This window comes from Aquabacterium humicola (assembly GCF_030167915.1).
Taxonomy (GTDB): Bacteria; Pseudomonadota; Gammaproteobacteria; order Burkholderiales; family Burkholderiaceae_C; genus Pseudaquabacterium; species Pseudaquabacterium humicola.
In genome coordinates, this window is the sequence record NZ_JARGNB010000043.1 from 1 (window position 1) to 1,136 (window position 1,136).

At 66.7% G+C, this 1,136-nt stretch carries 1 protein-coding gene; it reads left to right on the forward strand.

The annotated features are described in order from the left end of the window. A partial coding sequence (locus tag P1K89_RS33280) for a hypothetical protein (protein ID WP_350082645.1) occupies positions 1-1,037 on the forward strand: 1,037 nt, incomplete at its 5' end. Between the last annotated feature and the right edge of the window lie 99 nt (positions 1,038-1,136).

The following is a 1,136-nucleotide window of genomic DNA, read 5'->3' on the forward strand; positions in this document are numbered from 1 at the left end:
CCAGCATGACCGCTGCCCTCCCCTCCGAAGCCTTCAGCCGCCCCGTCGCGTCGAACGCCAGGGATAACTGGAACGCCGCGCGGTACAAGCCCGGCGACGACGGCGGGCACTACGAGAGCTGGTTCCTGCGGGCCAACGATCCTGCTGGGCGCCTCGCCTTCTGGATCCGGTACACGATCTTCTCGCCCAAGGGCCGGCCGCACGACGCCGTCGGCGAGCTGTGGGCCATCTACTTCGATCGAACCACCGGCAAGATCGTGTCGCTCAAGGAGGACGTGCCGATCCAGCACTGCACCTTCTCCACGAACCACCTCAACGTGCAGATCGGCAGCGCGGTGCTTCAGGACGGACGCCTTCGGGGCCGCGCCGGCACGAACAACCGCTCCATCGCCTGGGACCTGGACTACAGCGGCGGGCAGGAGCCGCTGCTGCTCCTGCCCGAAGGCATGTACGACACGAAGCTGCCGCGTGCCAAAGTCCTGGTCGGACAACCGCTTGCCCGGTTCAGAGGCTTCCTCGTCATCGACGGCGAGTCCATCCGGATCGACAACTGGGTCGGCAGCCAGAACCACAACTGGGGCAGCCGACACACCGACCGCTACGCTTGGGGCCAGGTTGCCGGCTTCGACGAAGCGCCGGACGCCTTCCTCGAATGCTCGACCGCTCGCGTGCGGGTGGGGCCCTTCTGGTCTCCTTGGATGAGCCCGGTCGTGCTGCGCCTTCGGGGTGCCACCTTGCAGTGGAACGGCTTGGTGCGCGCAGTACGTGCTCGCGGCTGCTACCAGGGCGATCACTGGTACATAGAAACATCCGGCCCCTGCGGAACGCTGCAGGTGACCTTCGAGGCGCACCCGGCCGATTTCGCCTCCCTCGTTTACGCCAACCCACCGGGCGGCAGCAAGGTCTGCCTCAACACCAAGATCGCCCGCTGCTCGCTCACGCTGGAGCGTGGCGGGCAGCGGATGGACCTGCATTCGTCCCGCGCGGCGTTCGAGATCCTGGACGACCTGCCTCCAGGCAAGGCACAACCGAGCTGAGAAGCCCTCGCCGCTACAGCGGTTTCACTCGTCCGGTCGCACCTCCTCCCTCTCTCGCGACCGGTCTTTGCGCCACGCCCTCGAGCGTGGCACTTTTTT